Here is a 17,944-nt window from a genome sequence, read left to right as displayed (position 1 = left end):
TCCTTCCGCAATCCGACGAACAGGAGACACACCGATGGGCCACATCCAAGACCGTTGGTGGGCTGAGATCCCCGACCCAGATCTTCCCGGTAAGAACCAACGAGTCAAGACCGACCTGCACGGCCGAGGACTCCGCTACCGCGTTCGGTACTTCGATCCTGCTGGTACGGAAAGGTCCAAGTCCTTTCCCGATCGCCAGAAGCGTCTGGCCGAGCAGTTCCTCATCTCAGTCGAGAACGACAAGAAGCAGGGCACCTACCTCGAACCCGACGCGGGCAAGATCCTCTTTCGTGACTACGCCGAAGAGTGGCTGGCGGGTCAGTCCTTCAAGAGCACGACACGGGTCAACGTGCCCTCCCGCTTGCGAAGCCAGGTGTATCCCTTCCTCGGCGACCTACCGCTACACGCGATCAACCCGAGCAAAATCCGCCAGTGGATTCGATGGATGACCGACAGACGGACGGCACCCAGCTACCGATCTGTCTGCTTCATCCACGTCTCGTCGATCTTGAGCGCGGCCGTCGATGACAAGCGGATTCGGACGAACCCTTGCAAGGCCGCGTCGATAACCAAGCCACAGCCCCAACCGCCCAAGGTCGTCCCCTGGACCGATGCCCGTGTCAAGGCCGTACTCCTCGCCCTCCCCCATCGAGCACAGATCACCGTGCCGCTGGGGGCGGCGTGCGGGCTTCGTCAGGGTGAGATGTTCGGCTTGTCTCCGCAGGACATCGATCGGCGGAACAACGTCCTGCACGTGGTCCGGCAGATACAACAGGTCAACGGGAAGTTGATCTTCTGTCGGCCGAAGCGCGAGAAGAGTCGGACCGTGCCACTGTCTGCCGGGACGTTGAGACGGCTGGACGCGCATCTGGAGGCCTTCCCCGCACAACAGGTGACTCTGCCGTGGAACGACGTCACCGGAGAACCCGTCACCGCCGATCTGCTCATGACCGACGACTGCGGACAGGCGTACTGGCGCCAGGCCTTCAACCGTGACCTTTGGAAGCCCGCCTTACAGCGCGCGGGAATGACCACACCGGAGAGGAAGGACGGCACTCATGCACTCCGCCACTACTACGCCTCCGTGCTGCTCGACAGCGGCGAGTCGGTCAAGGCCCTGTCCGAGTATCTCGGCCACGCTGATCCCGGCTTCACACTGCGGACCTACACCCACCTCCTGCCGTCCAGCCATGAGCGGGCTCGGCGAGCGCTCGACGCACGACTTGGTGACGCTGACGGCCTGGAGACGGCCTCACCGAGCGAAGACGAGCATAATCCCAGTTCAGAGGCTCGTGACGCTAGAACTGGTAGTAGAGGAACGGGCTGAACGTCCCGGTGGCCACGAGGATCGCCGCGTACCAGAGGCCGACCGTCAGCAGCGCCACCCGCAGCACCGCCGCAGGCCGGGACCGCGCCGACTCCAGGTACGGGCCGGTCACCGACTTGGCGGGCAGGAAGAACGCGCTCAGCGCCGCCACCAGGATCAGCAGCCGCTGGTTGTTCAGCGCATCGCCGACCTCGATCGACAGACCGTCGAGATCGGGCACCAGCATGTTCCCGAGCACGTTCATCGCCGCAGCCATGTCCGGCGACCGGAACACGACCCAGCCGATCGTGACCAGGCCCGTGGTCAGCAGCCTGCGAGCGATTCGACCGCCCTGGCTTGCGGGAGCACGATCGCGCCCGGTGGCCCGCTCGAACACCAGCAGGGCGCCGTGGAACACCCCCCACAGGACGAACGTCCAGGCGGCGCCGTGCCAGAACCCGGTGAGCAGGAAGATGATCCAGAGATTGCGATACGTCTGCACCGCCCCATGCCGATTGCCGCCCAGCGGGATGTAGACGTAGTCCCGGAACCAGCGGGACAGCGACATGTGCCACCGTCGCCAGAATTCGGTGACGGTCACCGAGGAATAGGGCCGGGCGAAGTTCTCCGGCAGGCGGAATCCGAGCATCCGGCCTAAGCCGATCGCCATGTCCGAGTAGCCGGAGAAGTCGAAGTAGAGCTGGAGGGTGTAACCGATCGCCCCCAACCAGGCGATCGCGAAGGTCATATCCTCAGCGGGCGTGTTGAAACACGCGTTGACCACCGGCGCCAGCGAATCGGCGACGATGACCTTCTTCGCGAGACCGAGCGCGAACCGGGGCAGCCCGGCGGCGATGTCGTCCAGCCGGTGACTGCGTTGCTGCGGAAGCTGGTCGGCGATCTCGCGATAGCGGATGATCGGCCCGGCCACGAGTTGCGGAAACATCGCGATATAGGTGACGAACGAGACCGGATTGCGCAGCGCGGGTCGCTCGCCCCGATAGATGTCCACCACATAGGAGATGTGATGGAAGGTGTAGAAGGAGATACCGATCGGCAACGCCAGCTCCACCACCGGCAGGTCGGCGCCGAACCAGCTCGCGAGCACGGCGGCCTGTTCGGTGGCGAAGCCGGCGTACTTCCAGACGAAGAGGATCGAGAGGTTGAAGCTGATCACGCCGATGAGCAGCCAGCGTTTACGCCGCCGTTCCAGATCCCATTCGTCCGGCTGTAATGCGGGCGCGACCAGATAGTTGACCACGATGCACGCCAGCAGCAGGAGCGTGGTTCCGCCCGCGCCGCTGGCATAGAACACCAGGCTCGCCACCGCGATGACGCCGTTGCGCCAACTCCGGGGTGCGATCAGCACTGCCAGCAGGACGGCAGGCATGAAGTACCACAGGAACAGCGGACTGGCGAACGACATCCTCGGCCTTATCGACGTCTGGCGAACGACTCTAACCGACCGGCAGCCGCCGGGTGCCCGAAATGGGCGACCTGGGGAACTCCGGCGTCAGGAGATGCGCCGACGCCGAGCAACCTCGGCCAGTACCACGCCCGTCGCGACCGAGGCGTTCAACGACTCGACGTCCGAGGCCATCGGGATCGACACCGTCGCGTCGCAGGTCTCCCGGACCAGCCGCGACAGGCCGCGCCCTTCGGAGCCGACGACGACGACCAGCGGACCGGTGGCCAGGTCCAGCTCGTCGACCGTGATCGAGCCGTCCGCGTCGAGTCCGACGATCATCAGGCCCTGCTTGGCCCAGTCCTTCAGGGTCCTGGTGAGGTTGGTGGCCTTGGCCACCGGCAGCCGCGCCGCCGTGCCCGCGCTGGTTCGCCAGGCCACTGCCGTCAGCCCGGCGCTACGACGCTGCGGGACCACCACGCCGTCGGCGCCGAACGCCGCAGCCGAGCGGATGACAGCGCCGAGATTGCGCGGGTCGGTGACCCCGTCCAGCGCCACGAGCAGCGGCTGGCGACCCGACTCGCGTGCCTTGGCCAGCAGGTCGTCGGGGTGGGCATAGTCGAACGGCGGGACCTGAAGGCCGATCCCCTGGTGCATGGCGCCCTGGGTGATGCGGTCCAGCTCCGTGCGGGACACCTCGAGCACCGAGATGCCCGCATCTGCGGCGAGGCTCACGGCCTCCGCGACCCGGTCGTCCGTGTCGATGCCGGTGGCGATGTGCAGTGCCGTGGCAGGCACCCCGGCCCGCAGGCACTCGACCACCGGGTTACGCCCGGCGATGGTCTCCGGAGCCGCTGCCGCGGCCTTGCCGCGCTGGACCCGCTTGGCCTCCGCGCGATTGGCCAACTCGGCACGCCGATGTGCGGGGTGATAAGGCCGGTCCTCGGCGCGCGGCGTCGGACCCCTGCCCTCCAGCGCCTTGCGACGCTGGCCGCCGGACCCCGTCACGGCGCCCTTCTTCGTTCCGGGCTTGCGCATCGCGCCGCGCCGCTGAGAGTTGCCCGCCATCAGTTGCCGTCCTTCACAGTCCATGTCGGCCCGTCCGGACCGTCCTCGACGGCGACCCCGACAGCGAGCAGTCGATCGCGGATCGCGTCGGCGCTCGTGAAGTCGCGGGCTGCCCGAGCGGTCTGCCGCTCGGCCAACAACTGTTCCACGAGATCGCCGAGCACCTGTACCGCCCGGTCCTCGGTGCTGCCTGCCGCCGTGTGCCATTCCGCGCCGAGCGGGTCGAGACCGAGGCAGGCGAGCATCCACCGCACCAGGGCGACGTGCTCCGCGAGCCTGCCGCCGTCGTCGCCGTTCGAGTCGTCGGCCAGCAGCTGATTGCCCAGGCGAACCTGGTTGTGCACGACGGCGAGTGCCCTCGGCACGTTGAGGTCGTCGTCCATCGCGGCGCTGAACTCGACACGGGCCGCCGAGGTCGACGACCCGGCGTCGGCCACCGGCAGTTCGCCTGCGGCCCCGACCGCCTTGCGGACGAAGGCCTCGATGCGCTGATAGGCCTTCGCCGCCTCGGCGAGAGCCTCCTCGCTGTACTCCAGGTTCGACCGATAGTGCGCCGACACGAGGTAGTAACGCAGCTCAGGGGCGCGCACCCGCTCCAGCATCACGGGGATGCCGACGGTGTTGCCGAGCGACTTCGACATCTTCTCGCCGCTCATCGTCACCCAGGCGTTGTGCAGCCAGTACTCGGCGAAGCCGTCGCCTGCCGCCGTCGACTGGGCGACCTCGTTCTCGTGGTGCGGGAAGACCAGATCGGCGCCCCCGCCGTGGATGTCGAACCGGGGCCCCAAGTAGTAGGTGGCCATCGCCGAGCACTCCAGGTGCCAGCCGGGGCGCCCCGCACCCCAGGGCGTCTCCCACGAGGGCTCTCCCGGCTTGGCGGCCTTCCAGAGCGTGAAGTCGCGCGGGTCGCGCTTGCCGGTCGCGGCGGTCTCGCCCTGCTGCATCTCGGACAGGCGCTGACCGGACAGCTCACCGTAGGAGGGGTGGCTCGTCACCGAGAAGTAGACGTCGCCGTCCGCGGCGTAGGCGTGGCCTCGATCGATCAACCGCTGCATCAGCTCGATCATCTGCGGCACGTGACCGGTGGCCCTCGGCGTGATCGACGGCGCGAGGCAGCCCAGCGCGTCGTAGGCGTCCTCGAAGGCCCGCTCGAATCGCGCGGCCCACTCCCACCACGGCCTACCCGCGGCGGCGGCCTTGGTGAGGACCTTGTCGTCGATGTCCGTGACGTTGCGCACCAACAGCACGTCATAGCCCGCGACTATCAGCCACCGACGCAGTACGTCGAAATTCAGTCCGCTGCGCACGTGGCCGATATGGGGAATCCCCTGCACCGTCGCCCCACAGACATAGATCGACACCACGCCGTCCTGAAGTGGACGAAATTCCCGAGTTGTTCGGGTGCCGGTGTCATGCAGGTGCAGGCTCACAGCCGAAATGGTACGGAATCACCACTGCGCCAGGCGGAAAGGGTTGACGAACCGGGGGTTCGACGCCATCAGACGTGATCGTCGAGGAGTCCGTGCCTGCGCAATGCGGCCGACAGGGCGTCCGGTCGTTCCTCGGTAGGCAGCGGTGGAACGATCTCCACCCGGCAGCCCAGCTCGGCGGCGGCGCCGTCGGCCTCCGGGCTGTCGCCGATCATCAGCGCCTCGGCGGGAGCGATGCCCAGCCGGTCACAGGCGAGGGCGAAGAGCTTCAGGTCGGGCTTCATCGCCCCCTCCAGGTAGGAGAGGACGTACTCGTCGATCAGGTCGGCGGAGTCGATCCTCGCCAGCGCGGACCGGACGTCCCAGACGATGTTGCTGACCACGGCGGTGCCGACTCCAGCGGAGCGAAGGCCGCGCAGGGCCCGTTCGGTGTCCGGGTAGGCCCGCCAGTAATCCGGGTGGATCAGTCGGCGGTAGAGCGGCGTGGCCAGCGCCTCGTCGATGCCTGCGCCGATGATGATCGCCTCGTAGACGGCCCTGTGCAGCGCCGGGTCGAGATCGCGGCGTCGCCAGGCGTCCGCCAGCGACTCGGGCAGTCCGGCCGCCTCGCCAGCCGGAGCCGTGAGCGCGACGATCAGGGCCGCCTCGGCGTCCGGCGACAGCGGCGAGCCCGACTCCCCCTCGGTCAGCCCCCGGAACCAGGCCGGACCGGGTTCGAGCCGGAACAGGGTTCCGGAGAAGTCGAACAGCACCCCACGAATCGCCACCGGTCCACCGTACGGCGTCCGGCGGGCCGATCACGAGGGGCAGCGCAAGGATTCTGGAGACCTGCTTGGCACCGCAGCGGCGACGAGCATCCGTTCTCCGGCGCTGTGCTGCACGCCACCCGAGTGGCGACGAGGCGTCTTCCGTCGTCGCGGAGTGCCTGCGGTCAGACGGTCAGCGGAACCAGTAGCGCGGTGGCCACGGCGGCGACCCCCTCGCCTCGGCCGGTGAGGCCGAGTCCGTCCGTCGTCGTCGCGGTGACGCTCACCGGCCCGCCTGCGGCGTCGGACAGCACGCGCTGCGCCTCCTCGCGCCGGGGGCCGATCCGAGGGGCGTTGCCGATGATCTGCACGACCGCGTTGCCCAGTCGGTAGCCCGCCGCCTCGAAACGCCGCCGCACCTCGCCGAGCAGCTCGACGCCGTGCGCACCCGCCCACCGCGCGGAAGAGGTGCCGAACACCGATCCGAGGTCGCCGAGCGCGGCGGCGGAGAGCATCGCGTCACACAGGGCGTGGGCCGCGACGTCGCCGTCGGAATGGCCGGTGCAGCCCGCGACGTCGGGCCAGTGCAGGCCGGCCAGCCAGCAGTCCCGGCCCGCCTCGACGGGATGCACGTCGGTGCCGAGGCCGACTCGGGGCAGCTCGATGGTCATCCTGCGTCTCCCGCTCGATGGGCTCGGAACTCGGCGGCGGCACGCTCGGCTCGACGAGCGTCTGCCCCCACCCCGTCGCCCGCCTGCCCGGTGAGCAGCGCATCGGCCACCGCGAGGTCGAAGGGGGTGGTCACCTTGAAGGCGTGTGAATGGCCGGGCACGGTCTGCACGGGCACGCCGAGCTGCTCGACGAGCCCGGCATCGTCCGTGGCCTGGATCGATACGGACGACGGCGGGGACGACTCGTCGTCCTCCGGGGCGATGCCGTACGCACGGCGAAGCAGGGCGGCGTCGAAGCCCTGCGGGGTCTGCACGATCCGCAGCCCAGCTCGATCGGGGGTGGCGATCACCAGACCCGTCGCATCGACCTGCTTGACGGTGTCGGACACCGGCAGGACGGGGACCACAGCCGCCGAGCCTGCCCGCACCGTGTCGACCACGGAGCGGATGACCTCGACCGGGGTGAAGGCGCGCGCGGCATCGTGGACCAGAACCACATCGACGTCGGCCAGCGTCCGCAGGCCCGCGCGCAGTGCGAGGCGCACTGAGTCGCCACGTTCAGCGCCGCCCACCACCACGCTGACCTGGGACTCGAAGCGCCGTACGGCCGCCACGACCACACCGACCTCGGCCGCAGGTGCGGCGACCACCACGTGGTCGACACACCCCGCAGCCAGCAGGCCGTGCACGGCATGTACCAATAACGGCTCGCCTGCCACCTCGACCAACGCCTTGGGCACCTGGGCGCCCAGCCGCTCGCCACGTCCGGCCGCAGGCACGACCGCGATGACACTCACTGTCAGCTACTTCTCGGTTTACTCAGGATGTCCGACTCACGAAGCGGTCGCCAGGACCTCGTCGAGGAGAGTCTCGGCCTTGCCTTCGTCGGTGCCCTCGGCCAGGGCCAATTCGCTGACCAGTATCTGTCGTGCCTTGGCCAGCATGCGCTTCTCGCCCGCGGACAGACCGCGATCTTTCTCACGCCGCCAGAGATCGCGCACCACTTCGGCAACCTTGTTCACATCGCCGGAGGCGAGCTTCTCAAGATTGGCCTTATACCGCCGAGACCAGTTGGTCGGCTCCTCGGTGTGGGGAGCACGCAGCACCTCGAAGACCCGATTAAGGCCCTCCTGTCCCACGACGTCCCGCACACCGACGATCTCGGCGTTGTCTGCGGGAACGCGCACGGTGAGGTCGCCCTGCGCTACCTTCAGGACGAGATACTTCTTCTCCTCGCCCTTGATCACACGGGTCTCGATTGCTTCGATGAGAGCGGCACCGTGGTGCGGGTAGACGACGGTCTCTCCGACCTTGAAAACCATGTGTCCTCTGCCCCTTTCGCTGGTGCCATCTTAACACGCAGGACAATTCACGTCCGGCCGACCGACCAACCTTCGGCGCAGGTCAGCGCCAGTGTCCGGGGTTGACAAACGGCCGAAGGCCATGCAAGGGCGTCGGCAGAAGATCCACCAGACGGTCCATTGTGGACTAATACCTCGGACGGTTCGTCGGGACTTGATGTCACGGCGCCTGGCGGCGTTGGTTAGGCTGCGCAGGAGGTCACGGGCTCGGGCCCGTCAGGAGCCTGGTCTGGGCACGGTCTACGAGGAGGACCCGCATTGAGACGCGTAGAGCAGACGGTGCGGAATGGGCTCGGCGCAGGCCGCCCGTCCCGAGGACGCCTGATCCCCGCAGCGCTGGCAGCAGGCCTCGCCCTGGTTGTGAGCGGCTGCAGTGCAGGTCAGATCACTCAGACCTCCCGCAAGGAACCGGTCATCAACGGCATCAACGGCGACGTCGGGGACATGGCGGTGCGTGACGCACAGCTCCTCTTCCCGGTCGGCGAGGACCACTTCTACCCGGCGGGCTCCAGTATTCCGCTGAGCATGACCCTGGTGAACACCGGCAGGACGACGGACCGGCTGGTCGAGATCACCAGCCCTTCGGCCGCGCTCGTCGAGGTCGAGGGCGACACGGAGATCCCCGGCGGGACCACGGTCGTGGCGACCGTCGACCCGGCGGACTGGACCGACGCGCAGCGCAGGCTCGCTGAGCAGGAGGAACAGGGTTCGACAAGCCCGTCCACCGTCGAAGTCGACCCCGAGAACGGTGACGTCGAGGGCGATGCGGCAGGCACCGAGGGTGACGACGCTGCGGGTGACGATGCCGCGGGTGCTGACACCGAGGGTGACGACGCCACCGACGACGCGACCTCGACGAGCACGCCGTCCAGCCAGGCGAACGCCCAGAACAGGCTGCCGCTCGAGGACGACGTGATCACGGTGACGCTGACCGACCTGATCAACGACCTCCAGCCGGGAATCAACCTGGAGATCGTGTTCGTCTTCGAGAACGCGGGGCCGATCTCGCTCCAGGTGCCGATGGGAGCGCCCTCCGAGCCGCGCGCCAACACGCAGGACGACCAGCACTGAGGGGTTCGGTCGACGACTGAGCCTCGGTGCTCGGCGGACGGTGGTCCGACGAGCTTCGGGAACTGAACACGCAGCAACCGCGCCCGGCCGGACGGCGAGCACCATCGCCGCCCGGCCGGGCTGCTTGCGCTGCGGGGGTGTGGCAGGACAGACCGGGCGGCGGCTGCCCAGGGTGTGCGGCCCGCCTGCCGCCTCGCCCGACCCGGCGGGCACCACGGTCGCTCCTGCGGTCTGAGGGCCCGCAGCACGGGGCGTACGGCAGCAGGCAGCCGTCGACACCCGGCGGCGAGGCACCGCCCGTCAGAGCGGCGGCCTAGTCTCCTGATCCGTGGCCCCGACCAAGAGCGCGAAGCCCGCCCGTCCGAGGTACCGCTGTGGCGAATGCGGTCTCGAGGTGCCCAAGTGGGTCGGTCGCTGTCCCGAATGCCAGGCGTGGGGCAGCGTCACCGAGACCGCAGCGCCCGCCCGATCGAGCCTCAACCGGGTTGCGGCAGGCGCCCCGGCACTGCCTGCCCGGCCGATCGCCGAGGTCGACGTGGAGGCGGCCAGGGCCCGGCCCAGCGGTGTGCCTGAGCTCGATCGCGTCCTGGGCGGCGGCATCGTGCCGGGGGCGGTCATGCTGCTCGCGGGCGAGCCGGGCGTGGGGAAGTCGACCCTGCTGCTCGAGGTCGCCCACCAGTGGGCCGCCGGGCCCGGCGGGCCCGCCCTGTACATCACCGGCGAGGAGTCGGCGGGCCAGGTCCGGCTGCGGGCGGAGCGCACCGGGAACGTGCACGAGTCGCTGTACGTGAGCGCCGAGAGCGATCTGTCGGCCGTACTCGGCCACGTCGATGCGGTCCGGCCCGGCCTGCTGATCGTCGACTCCGTCCAGACCGTCCAGTCACCCGAGGTGGAGGGCAGTCCGGGCGGTGTCACCCAGGTGCGGGCCGTGACCGTCGCGCTGACCGCCCTGGCCAAGGAACGCGGGCTCCCCGTCGTGCTGGTCGGCCACGTCACCAAGGACGGGTCGGTGGCCGGGCCGCGCGTCCTGGAACACCTCGTCGACGTCGTGCTGCACTTCGAGGGCGATCGACACTCCACGCTCCGGCTGGTCCGAGGCGTGAAGAACCGTTTCGGCGCCGCCGATGAGGTGGGCTGCTTCGAACTCCGCGACGACGGCATCGTCGGGCTGGCCGACCCGTCCGGACTGTTCCTCAACCGGCGGGAGACCGCCGTGGCGGGTACGGCGGTCACCGTCGTGGTGGAGGGAAAGCGACCGCTGCTGGCCGAGGTACAGGCCCTGGTGTCGAAGTCCACCCTGGCCATGCCGCGCCGAGCGGTGAGCGGCCTGGACTCCGCGCGGGTGTCCATGGTCCTCGCGGTGCTGGAACGACGTGGCCGGGTGCGGCTGGGCGAGTCCGACGTCTTCACCGCGACGGTCGGCGGCATGAAGGTCACCGAGCCCGCCTCGGATCTGGCGGTCGCGCTGGCGGTGGCCTCGGCGGCCAGTGATCAGCCGCTGCCGCCGGACCTGGCCGTCGTGGGCGAGGTGGGGCTGGCAGGCGAGGTGCGTCCCGTGGTCGGGGCGGGCAGGCGCTTCGCCGAGGCGGCCAGGCTCGGATTCACCAGGGCGCTGGTTCCGCCGGACTCCGGCCCGCTGCCGCCTGAGCTGCGTGCCGTGGTGGTGCCGGACCTGCGGTCCGCACTGGCCGAGCTTCGCCGGGGACACTGACCCGCCCGCGATCGGCGGCAGGCGGCCGGGACGAGGCCTGACTCGGGGGTCACAGCTCCCGGGCCTGCGCCGCTCCGCTGGGGTGGCGCGGGCGAGGCTGATCCGGCGCTGCGGCTGCCCGTGCACGGTGCACCCGGTTCGGGCGAACATCCGCCTGCGATGCCTGGCGGAGTCTCCGCCACCTCGGCGAGGCAGGACGAGAACGACCCGACGGGTCGGTCACGGCCCGTCGGGTCGAGTGCCCGTCAGTCGAGATCTCCCGTGTCGGCCGGACCGGCCAGGCGGCGCCGATGACGAAGCACGAGCACTGCTCCGGTGATCAGTCCCGCCGCGCCGATCAGGCTTAACAGCACCACGGCCGACGCACCGGTGTCGGCGAGGTCCTCGCCACCGCCCGTCGGCGGTGGGCCGGCAGGCGGGCCGGGCTCGGACGGCGTCGCGGTCGGCAGGCCGTCGCCGGGAAGCACCGTGTAGTGCACGGTGCGCGGGTTCGACCGCACGTCGTCGACGACCTGCACGGCGCTCAGGACGTGCGTGCCGATCAGCAGCGGATCGATCACGGTCACCGACCAGTCGCCGGCATCGTCGGCGACGGAGGAGCCGATCTCGACCTCGTCGATCATCACCGCGACGACGGCGGCAGGCTCCGCGCTGCCGAGGATCATGGGGCGGGCCTCGGTGCTCTGCGTGCCGTCCTGCGGTGCGCTGATGGTCGGTTCTCCGGGGGCGACGAAGAAGCCGGTGGTCATCTCCGCCGAATCCCACTCCGAGAGGTTCGGCGCCGTCCACGACTGCGCGACGGTGACCTCGTAATGCCCGAGCGGCAGCTCGCTCAGCGCGGGCAGCTGCCAGCGCCCCTCGCCGTCGGCCTCGACTTGTCGGGCCTCACCCTGATGGGTGACGGTGACGGCGGCACCGGGCTTCGCGGTGCCGGTGATCGGCAAGCTGCGGTCGGTGTGTCGCGATCCGTCCTCCGGCGAGGTGACGACCGGAACGCTCAGCACCGGCTCGTCGCGATCGAGGTAGGCGGGGACACCATCCCCGTTGTCGTCCCGCACGACGGTCGGGTCGGCGGCCAGCTCCTCGTGGTCGGGGACTCCATCACCGTCGGTGTCGGCCGTCGTGGTGAGCAGCCGAAGCTCTTCGCCGAAGTCGCCGAGCACGTCGGTGCTCAAGGGCTCGGCGAACGCGATGTCCTCCTCACCCACCGTGGAAAGGCAGCGCTGGTCTGTCGCGGTCAACGCTCCGGCGGCGTGCAGTCCGACCGCCAGCGTCCCCGCGAGGACGGCGCCGCCGCTGTCGCCGCGTTCGGTGCAGGCGTCGTACCAGAACATCCGCTGCGCCTTGACGCCGCCGTCGAAGTCGTTGACCCGGACCTCGACGCCCACCTGCTGGATCTCGCCGCACTCCCACTCAGTGGTGCGGCCGGACTTGCAGACCTGCATTCCCTCGATCGGCTCGACGACGCCCTCCACTGGCAGGCTGCCGCCCTGCCAGTCGACGACCTCCGGCCGCAGCGTCAAGGCCGAGTTGGTCATGCGCACGCTTGCGTAGTCGTCGCCCTCGCCGCCGTCGGAGACGCTGTCCCAGACCACTCGGTCGACGGTGCCGATCTCGCTGCCGTCGGCCTCGGCGACGACGGTCTCGGCTCCGGACAGACAGTGGCCGCTGGTCAGCGCGAGCGCCCGCCCCTGGGCGTCGAGGGCGTTGAAGCCGAGCGAGCAGTTCGCCACCTCGGCGCCGTCGGAGTCCTGGGCGATGATCCCCTGGCCGCCGCGCAGCTCGCCGCCCTGCTGGGGGTCCGGGCGCTGGGCGACGAAGTCGACGTCCAGTTCGGCCCCGCGATCGACGGGTAGTTCGGACGCCAGGTTGCGCCCCTCGGCGGACGAGGAGAGCACCAGCGTGACGGAGCTGCCTCGGGCGCTGGTGGACAGTCCGTAGACGAGATCGCGCCGCTCTGCGGGGAGCTCGTTGACCCACTGCCGGATCTCGCCCGCGACCTGGGTGAGACGGGCCTCGTTGATCCCTCGGATGTGGGCCTCTGCGCCGCTCTGTCGAACTGCGTCGGCGGCGCTCTGGCTGGTGACCGCGACATTCAGCTTTCCGGAGGCGGCGTCGAACCAGGCCCCGCCGAAGTTGTCGCCCAGCTGGTCGCGCAGCTCCTCGCTGGTGGCCGATGCCGCAGCCGAGGCCAGGGAGTTCGCCGCGTAGGTGATCGGCTCGGTGCCGAGGTCGCGTTGGATCGCGGCGCGAAGGCCCGTCGGGTACTTCGACACCTGCTCGGCAGCAGACGAGTCCACCGCGCCGGTCTGCTGGGCGGCCCCTGGTGGAGTCGCCGTCAAGACCGATCCGGCAGCCAGTACCCCCGCGATCAACGCGGAGGCGACCAGTCTCGCCTGTTTCACCTGCTCCTCCAGCACCTCCGGGCACAGCCCGACGAATGTCATCGAGACGGTATCCAGCCGGCAGGGCAGTTTTTCTTAGCCAAGCGAAACGAGGCGTAACGGTGCCCTGCTCGTTAGCTACCGAATGTGACCAGATCTGCACACCACTTCACTCCACTGCCCGAGCCGTCGACATCGACGCAGCGTGGCGATGTGCCTGCGGTCACCCGGCTGGCCCAAACGGCCGACGAGCGCGACAGGTGCGGGCGGGCGGCCGTCGGCGGCTCCCATGACCGCCCTCGGCGCCCGTCGGGGGCCGCGTCGATCACCATGGCGGGGGCTGTCAGGATCGGACGGCGATGAAGACCAACGTGTTAGCCCCCGAGACGCTGATCGACTGGTTCGACGAGACCGGCCGCGATCTGCCCTGGCGCCGATCCGACACCACCGGTTGGGGCGTCCTCGTCAGCGAGATCATGCTCCAGCAGACCCCGGTCGTCAGGGTGCAGCCGATCTGGCTGGAGTGGCTTGAGCGCTGGCCGAAGCCGTCCTCGCTGGCAGCGGCCACGCCTGCCGAGGTGCTGCGGGCCTGGGGCAAACTGGGCTACCCGCGTCGTGCGCTACGCCTGCACGCCGCTGCGACGGCCATCGCGAGCGACCACGGCGACGTCGTGCCCTCCGACGTCGACACGCTGCTGGCCCTGCCCGGCATCGGCGCCTACACGGCGCGAGCGGTGGCGGCCTTCGCCTACGGCCTGCGCGCACCGGTCGTGGACACCAACGTGCGCCGGGTCGTCGCCAGGGCCGTGCACGGTGCGGCGGAGGCAGGACCCCCGTCCACGACTCGCGATCTCGCCGACGTCGACGCGCTGCTGCCCCGTCCCGATGCAGAGGCCGCACGGTATTCGGCGGCGTTGATGGAGCTGGGGGCGCTGGTCTGCACCGCGAGGACACCGCGTTGCGTCGACTGCCCGGTGCTCGCCGACTGCGCCTGGCAGCGTGCGGGCCGACCCGCCTACGCCGGCCCGGTTCGGCAGGCGCAACGGTTCGCGGGCACCGATCGCCAGGTCCGGGGGCTGCTGCTGGACGTCCTGCGGGCGGCGCCGGGCCCGGTGGAACGCGCCAAGCTCGACCTGGTCTGGCGCCAGGACGGCCAACGCGACCGCTGCCTGGACTCGCTGCTGGTGGACGGGCTCATGGAGCAGACGGCGGACGGCCTGTTCGCGCTGCCCGGCGAGGCCTGACCGACCGCCTGCGCACGAGCCGGCCTTGCACGGGGGCGATTCCGCATCCCGGCGAGGTGGAGGTCAACGCGCCGGGCGAGACAGCCAGGCCTTCGCGACGACGGCACCGGCAGCACGGCTGAGCAGACGGTCGAGCAGGCGGCGCCTGGTCGCGCTGCGGACGTTCCGACCGACGGCGGCAGCGGCAGGAGACTGCTCGACGTCCGCTGCCGGCCGAAGCCGCTGCCCATCGAGGCCACCGGCCGGTCGAAACCAAGTCCGGCCTGCGGCGCTGCGTGCATCCGCGCGGCGAGGCCCCGTTGCGGCTCCCTGCCGGTGCGTGCCCCGGTCGGAGGGCGCTGCGGCAGACTTGCTCCGTGGCGGTCACGCTGGACTTCTTCTTCGACGCTGACTCCGAAGCGCGCATTCGCGCCCTGTGGCAGCGATTGGCGGATGCCGACCTCCGAGCAGCGGACCCCCAGGCTGCCGCCGATGCCGCGCCCGGCCGCCGACCGCATGTCCGGTTCGCCTCGGCCGCCGAGGTGCCCGCCGCCGTCCGACGCGATCTGCGCACCGAGTTGGCCGCCCTGTCGCTGCCCGCGTTCTGGCTGACCACGCTGGGAACCTTCACGACATCGGAGCCGGTCCTGATGCTCGGCGCGGTGGTCGACGCCGAACTGCTCGCCGTGCACTCGGCGGTGCACGACGTGCTCGCGGGCCGAGTCCGCCAGCCGTCGGCCTACTACCTGCCCGGCGCGTGGGTGCCGCACTGCCCGTTGACCGAGGGCGTCCCCGGGGATCGGCTCGCCGCCGGATTCGCCGCCCTGCATCCGGTACGCGCCGTCCACGCCCGCGTCGGCGGCGTCGGCATCACCGACAGCCGCACCGGCCGAACGGAGCAGCTCGTCACGCGCGGGTGACACACCGGATATCCGGCGGCCGCCGGTCCAGCCGGCAGCGGGCAGACCGCCGTGTCGGTCTGCACCGCACGGCGTGGCGGTACCGTCGAGGGCATGGCAGTCGTGAAGATCAACGCTATCGAGGTTCCCGAGGGCAGCGGCCCCGAGCTGGAGAAGCGGTTCGCCGCCCGCCAGGGCGCGGTGGAGAACGCCCCCGGCTTCCTGGCCTTCGAACTGCTCCGGCCGACTGCAGGCGAGAACCGGTACTTCGTCTACACCAAGTGGGAGTCAGAAGAGGCGTTCCAGGCCTGGTCGGGCGGGCCCGCCAAGGAGGCGCACGCCGGTGAGCGGGCCAAGCCGGTCGCCTCCGGATCGAGCCTGCTCGAGTTCGAGGTCATCCAGCAGGCTGCGCCCACGGCGGAGTGACCATGGCGGAGGCGGCCGGGGTCTCGGCGGCGGCGGGCCTCATCGCCGACGCCCACGCCCTGCTGGTGTGCGCGGGCGCGGGGATGGGCGTCGACTCCGGCCTGCCCGACTTCCGAGGCCCGGAAGGCTTCTGGCGGGCCTACCCGGCGTACCGGGATCTCGGCCTGAGCTTCGCCGAGTTGGCCGATCCCGTGCACTTCGCCGCCGATCCAGCCCTCGCCTGGGGTTTCTACGGTCATCGGCTCGCGCTGTACCGCCGCACCCGGCCGCATGCGGGTTTCGCCACCCTGCGTCGCTGGGGTGCGGCGCTGCCGGGCGGCCTGCGGGTGTTCACCTCGAACGTCGACGGCCAGTTTCACCGGGCAGGCTTTCCCGACGACGTGATCGCCGAATGTCACGGCTCGATTCACCACCTCCAGTGCTCCGGACCCTGCACCACGCAGTCCTGGTCCGCGGCCGACGTGACCGTCGAGGTCGACCCCGTGACGATGCGGGCGATCGGGCCGCTGCCCGCCTGCCCGCACTGCGGGGATCTGGCACGGCCGAACATCCTGATGTTCGGCGACGCGCACTGGGTGGGCGAACGCAGTGGGCTGCGGCTGGACGAGGTCGGCCGGTGGCGACGGGGCCTGCGAACCTCGAAGCTCGTGGTCATCGAACTGGGTGCGGGCACCGCAGTGCCGACCGTGCGCAGGCAGGCGGAACTGGCCAGCGCCGCGAGCGGGGCGCTGATCAGGATCAACCCGGTCGAACCCGAGGTCCGACACGGCCGGGGCGTCGCACTGCGGATGAGCGCGGCGGATGCGCTGGCGGCCGTCGACGAGCTGCTGCCCGCGCCGTTTCGAGCCTGAGTCCCGTTTCGAGCCTGAGTCGCCCGTTCCCGGCATCCCGCAGCCCCGCACGGGCCCGCGGGCGCTGTCGGCGTTGGTAACCGGCCCGGGCATCACGTGGGCACGGGCAGGGCGTGGTCACGGGCAGCGCGACGGAGCCTGCCACGCAGCAGGGATCAGACCGGCACGACGAACTCCGCGAGCACGGCCCGGTGATCGCTGCCGGAGACGTCGAACACGCCGAAGTCCTCGACGGCACACCGACGGTCCACCAGGACGTGGTCGATGGTCAGCGGCGGCCCTAAGACCGTGCCCGGCGCAGGCCAGGTCGGCCGCAGCCCGTCACCAGTCTGATCGGCGGCGTCCTGATAGCCGGTACCCAGCAGCCTGCGCAGCGGGCCGTGGTCGAGCGTGGCGTTGAAATCACCGGCGAGGACGCGGATCGGCCCTGAGGGGGGAGCGGCAGGCAGACTGGCCAGCTCTCGCTGCCAGGTGTCGGTGGTGTCCGCTCCGACCGGCCAGAGCGGATGCACGGCGACGACCTCCAGCTCGGCGCCCTCGGGCAGCCGCACCCTGGCGATCGGCTGGCGGTTCGTGGCAGGGGCGGTCCCGACCCGCTCGGCCGGATGCCGTGAGTAGATGCCGGAGCCCGGCGCCCCGGCTCGCGCGTCGATGACGCGATGCGGCAGCTCCTCGTCGATTCCCGCGTCGGCGAGCGCGTCCACCGCCGTCGGCGTCAGCTCTTGCAGGCTCAACACGTCAACCTGATGATCGCGAACCAGTTCGAGAACCGCCTCGGCGTCGGCGTTGCCGTAGCGCATGTTCAGACTCAGCACTCGTGCCGACTCGCCCTGCACGTAGGGCCGGGCGTCCGGCGTGGCCCTCGGCAGCACCACCGCCGCCATGATCACCGTCAGCAGGCCCGCCACCAGCGCCACCGCCCATCGACGCAGGGCGAAGCCCGCGATGGTAAGGAACAGGCCGACCGGAACCGTGTACGGCGTGAGTGCGGCTGCGGCGACTAAGGCGCGGGTACCGCCCACCTCGATGAGCCGACTGATCGCGATGAGCACGAACGGGACGGTCAGCAGTATCAGCAGGAAGGTCGTCACCCGCCCACCAGGCCTGCGGCGGCCTGCGTCGACGAGGTCGTCCTCGTCGGTCTGCTCGCGGGGACCTCGATCCGTCGGCACTGCCATGCCGCTGATTCTCGACCATCGATCGCCGCGCTCGTCCCGGCAGGCCGAGCCGGCCTGCGAACTGTGCTCCGGCTGACCGCAAGACCCGACCCGCTCGGTGATGTCCTGCCGAGCCGCCTTCGAGGCGTCCTCGGCTCATCAACGCCTGCGCCTTCCGCCCCTGCGTATTCCTGCCTTTGCTGCTGCCGTAGGTCCCGTACGACGATACCGCCCG

16 protein-coding genes are annotated in these 17,944 nt (G+C 70.2%); 7 read left to right on the top strand and 9 right to left on the bottom strand.

The genetic code is table 11. From position 1 onward, the window contains the following. The first annotated feature begins 34 nt into the window (after positions 1-34). On the top strand, positions 35-1,327 hold the full coding sequence (locus tag UA74_RS01675) for a tyrosine-type recombinase/integrase (protein WP_083682851.1): 1,293 nt from the start codon (positions 35-37) through the stop codon (positions 1,325-1,327). On the opposite strand, the gene UA74_RS01670 is transcribed toward UA74_RS01675, so the two are convergent. The 7 genes from UA74_RS01670 to UA74_RS01640 all read right to left on the bottom strand — a co-directional run bounded on the left by UA74_RS01670 (position 1,299) and on the right by UA74_RS01640 (position 7,948). Next, positions 1,299-2,732 (bottom strand): MBOAT family O-acyltransferase, encoded by a 1,434-nt coding sequence (locus tag UA74_RS01670; protein WP_075763724.1) that lies wholly within the window; start codon positions 2,730-2,732, stop codon positions 1,299-1,301. The genes UA74_RS01675 and UA74_RS01670 overlap by 29 nt on opposite strands. Before the next feature lie 87 nt (positions 2,733-2,819). Next, positions 2,820-3,779, bottom strand: a complete 960-nt coding sequence (gene rlmB / locus UA74_RS01665; RefSeq protein ID WP_075738266.1) for a 23S rRNA (guanosine(2251)-2'-O)-methyltransferase RlmB — start codon at positions 3,777-3,779, stop codon at positions 2,820-2,822. Continuing rightward, a complete protein-coding gene (gene cysS, locus UA74_RS01660) occupies positions 3,779-5,209 on the bottom strand; it encodes a cysteine--tRNA ligase (RefSeq protein ID WP_075763722.1) in 1,431 nt (476 codons plus the stop codon). The genes rlmB and cysS overlap by 1 nt, the downstream gene beginning before the upstream one ends. Before the next feature lie 68 nt (positions 5,210-5,277). Beyond that, on the bottom strand, positions 5,278-5,976 hold the full coding sequence (locus tag UA74_RS01655) for an HAD family hydrolase (RefSeq protein ID WP_075738262.1): 699 nt from the start codon (positions 5,974-5,976) through the stop codon (positions 5,278-5,280). 164 nt (positions 5,977-6,140) lie between these two features. Further along, a complete protein-coding gene (gene ispF, locus UA74_RS01650; protein ID WP_075738260.1) occupies positions 6,141-6,626 on the bottom strand; it encodes a 2-C-methyl-D-erythritol 2,4-cyclodiphosphate synthase in 486 nt (161 codons plus the stop codon). Then, a complete protein-coding gene (ispD, locus tag UA74_RS01645) occupies positions 6,623-7,423 on the bottom strand; it encodes a 2-C-methyl-D-erythritol 4-phosphate cytidylyltransferase (RefSeq protein WP_075738258.1) in 801 nt (266 codons plus the stop codon). The genes ispF and ispD overlap by 4 nt, the downstream gene beginning before the upstream one ends. A gap of 36 nt (positions 7,424-7,459) precedes the next feature. Beyond that, positions 7,460-7,948: a CarD family transcriptional regulator gene (locus UA74_RS01640; RefSeq protein WP_075738256.1), complete on the bottom strand. Its 489-nt coding sequence runs from the start codon at positions 7,946-7,948 to the stop codon at positions 7,460-7,462. Between the two features lie 297 nt (positions 7,949-8,245). Between UA74_RS01640 and UA74_RS01635 the strand changes: the two genes are divergently transcribed. Continuing rightward, positions 8,246-9,058, top strand: a complete 813-nt coding sequence (locus UA74_RS01635; protein ID WP_157433936.1) for a copper chaperone PCu(A)C — start codon at positions 8,246-8,248, stop codon at positions 9,056-9,058. A 328-nt stretch (positions 9,059-9,386) separates the two neighbouring features. Then, positions 9,387-10,769, top strand: coding sequence for a DNA repair protein RadA (gene radA, locus UA74_RS01630; RefSeq protein ID WP_075738252.1), 1,383 nt, complete (start codon positions 9,387-9,389; stop codon positions 10,767-10,769). Positions 10,770-11,014: 245 nt separating this feature from the next. Here radA and UA74_RS01625 read toward each other — a convergent pair whose 3' ends face one another. Continuing rightward, entirely contained in the window at positions 11,015-13,216 is a 2,202-nt protein-coding gene (locus tag UA74_RS01625) for a trypsin-like serine protease (protein ID WP_157442137.1), read from the bottom strand. Between the two features lie 296 nt (positions 13,217-13,512). Here UA74_RS01625 and UA74_RS01620 point away from each other — a divergent pair, with 296 nt between their 5' ends. The 4 genes from UA74_RS01620 (at position 13,513) to UA74_RS01605 (ending at position 16,552) form a co-directional block, all read left to right on the top strand. After that, positions 13,513-14,397: an HhH-GPD family protein gene (locus tag UA74_RS01620; protein ID WP_075738248.1), complete on the top strand. Its 885-nt coding sequence runs from the start codon at positions 13,513-13,515 to the stop codon at positions 14,395-14,397. A 356-nt stretch (positions 14,398-14,753) separates the two neighbouring features. Beyond that, the gene (locus UA74_RS01615; RefSeq protein ID WP_075738246.1) at positions 14,754-15,296 is read left to right on the top strand and encodes a 2'-5' RNA ligase family protein; all 543 of its coding nucleotides are present in this window, start codon (positions 14,754-14,756) and stop codon (positions 15,294-15,296) included. 93 nt (positions 15,297-15,389) lie between these two features. After that, the gene (locus UA74_RS01610; RefSeq protein ID WP_075738244.1) at positions 15,390-15,701 is read left to right on the top strand and encodes an antibiotic biosynthesis monooxygenase family protein; all 312 of its coding nucleotides are present in this window, start codon (positions 15,390-15,392) and stop codon (positions 15,699-15,701) included. 2 nt (positions 15,702-15,703) lie between these two features. Continuing rightward, the gene (locus tag UA74_RS01605; RefSeq protein WP_075738242.1) at positions 15,704-16,552 is read left to right on the top strand and encodes an SIR2 family NAD-dependent protein deacylase; all 849 of its coding nucleotides are present in this window, start codon (positions 15,704-15,706) and stop codon (positions 16,550-16,552) included. A 155-nt stretch (positions 16,553-16,707) separates the two neighbouring features. On the opposite strand, the gene UA74_RS01600 is transcribed toward UA74_RS01605, so the two are convergent. Continuing rightward, positions 16,708-17,730: an endonuclease/exonuclease/phosphatase family protein gene (locus UA74_RS01600; RefSeq protein ID WP_083682850.1), complete on the bottom strand. Its 1,023-nt coding sequence runs from the start codon at positions 17,728-17,730 to the stop codon at positions 16,708-16,710. Between the last annotated feature and the right edge of the window lie 214 nt (positions 17,731-17,944).

This window comes from Actinoalloteichus fjordicus (assembly GCF_001941625.1).
In the GTDB taxonomy this organism is placed as follows: Bacteria; Actinomycetota; Actinomycetes; order Mycobacteriales; family Pseudonocardiaceae; genus Actinoalloteichus_A; species Actinoalloteichus_A fjordicus.
This window is presented reverse-complemented; position numbering and strand designations above follow the sequence as displayed.

Coding starts and splice junctions, on each gene's coding strand:
- UA74_RS01675 (WP_083682851.1), top strand. CDS start 35: ATGGGCCACATCCAAGACCGTTGGTGGGCTGAGATCCCCGACCCAGAT.
- UA74_RS01670 (WP_075763724.1), bottom strand. CDS start 2,732: ATGTCGTTCGCCAGTCCGCTGTTCCTGTGGTACTTCATGCCTGCCGTC.
- rlmB (WP_075738266.1), bottom strand. CDS start 3,779: ATGGCGGGCAACTCTCAGCGGCGCGGCGCGATGCGCAAGCCCGGAACG.
- ispF (WP_075738260.1), bottom strand. CDS start 6,626: ATGACCATCGAGCTGCCCCGAGTCGGCCTCGGCACCGACGTGCATCCC.
- UA74_RS01640 (WP_075738256.1), bottom strand. CDS start 7,948: ATGGTTTTCAAGGTCGGAGAGACCGTCGTCTACCCGCACCACGGTGCC.
- UA74_RS01625 (WP_157442137.1), bottom strand. CDS start 13,216: ATGACATTCGTCGGGCTGTGCCCGGAGGTGCTGGAGGAGCAGGTGAAA.
- UA74_RS01620 (WP_075738248.1), top strand. CDS start 13,513: ATGAAGACCAACGTGTTAGCCCCCGAGACGCTGATCGACTGGTTCGAC.
- UA74_RS01610 (WP_075738244.1), top strand. CDS start 15,390: ATGGCAGTCGTGAAGATCAACGCTATCGAGGTTCCCGAGGGCAGCGGC.
- UA74_RS01605 (WP_075738242.1), top strand. CDS start 15,704: ATGGCGGAGGCGGCCGGGGTCTCGGCGGCGGCGGGCCTCATCGCCGAC.
- UA74_RS01600 (WP_083682850.1), bottom strand. CDS start 17,730: ATGGCAGTGCCGACGGATCGAGGTCCCCGCGAGCAGACCGACGAGGAC.